Source organism: Rhizobium esperanzae (assembly GCF_002204185.1).
Lineage (GTDB): Bacteria > Pseudomonadota > Alphaproteobacteria > Rhizobiales > Rhizobiaceae > Rhizobium > Rhizobium esperanzae.
Window position 1 is genome coordinate 1 of the sequence record NZ_MXPU01000063.1, and the last position, 907, is coordinate 907.

Genomic DNA, 907 nt, shown 5'->3' on the forward strand with positions numbered 1-907 from the left:
CCTTCAAGCGGCCGATCTATGCCGGCAACGCCATTCAGACGGTACAGGCAAGCGATGCCAAGAAGGTGATCACCGTGCGCACCGCCAGCTTCGCCTCTGCAGCTGAAGGCGGCTCTGCCTCTGTCGAGGCGATCCCGGCCGTCTCCGACCCGGGCCTGTCGCGGTTCGTCTCCGATGCGCTGTCGGCCTCGGAACGTCCGGAACTGACCTCGGCGAAGGTCATCATATCAGGCGGCCGGGCGCTCGGCTCGGCCGAGAAGTTCAGGCAAGTCATCCTGCCGGTTGCCGACAAGCTCGGCGCCGCCGTCGGCGCATCGCGCGCCGCCGTCGATGCCGGTTATGCCCCGAACGACTGGCAGGTCGGTCAGACCGGCAAGGTGGTGGCGCCCGATCTCTATATCGCCTGCGGCATCTCCGGCGCCATCCAGCATCTGGCCGGCATGAAGGATTCGAAGGTGATCGTCGCCATCAACAAGGACGAGGAGGCGCCGATTTTCCAGGTCGCCGACTACGGCCTCGTCGCCGATCTCTTCGACGCACTGCCGGAATTGCAAAAGGCGCTCTGAGCGAGGCAAATGCCTTTCTTTCGCACTTGCGAATGACTGGAAAATTGTCTTTTATCGGTCTACTACTTACTGCCGGGCGATCTTTCGTCCGGCAGTATTGCTAATATAATACGGCACCGCGGGGGCGACTGCCGAGCGGGGGTTTGGAGATGAATGCGGTGTTGAAGAATATTGGTATTATCGGTGCCGGCCAGATGGGCTGCGGCATCGCGCATGTTTCGGCCGCCGCAGGTTACAGGGTTCATATCTACGATCTCTCGCAGGACCGCATCGAATCCGGCCTCGCCACCATCAACGGCAATCTCGCCCGCCTGGTGACGAACGGCAAGATGACCGACGAG

Annotated in this window: 2 protein-coding genes; both read left to right on the forward strand. The window is 61.9% G+C overall.

Annotated elements, in window-relative coordinates; all coding sequences use genetic code 11:
- The coding region (locus B5E41_RS30925; protein ID WP_141098774.1) for an electron transfer flavoprotein subunit alpha/FixB family protein at positions 1-566 on the forward strand (566 nt) is incomplete at its 5' end.
- A 149-nt stretch (positions 567-715) separates the two neighbouring features.
- Positions 716-907, forward strand: a 192-nt coding sequence (locus tag B5E41_RS30930) for a 3-hydroxyacyl-CoA dehydrogenase NAD-binding domain-containing protein (protein WP_176439530.1), incomplete at its 3' end; no start/stop codon positions are given.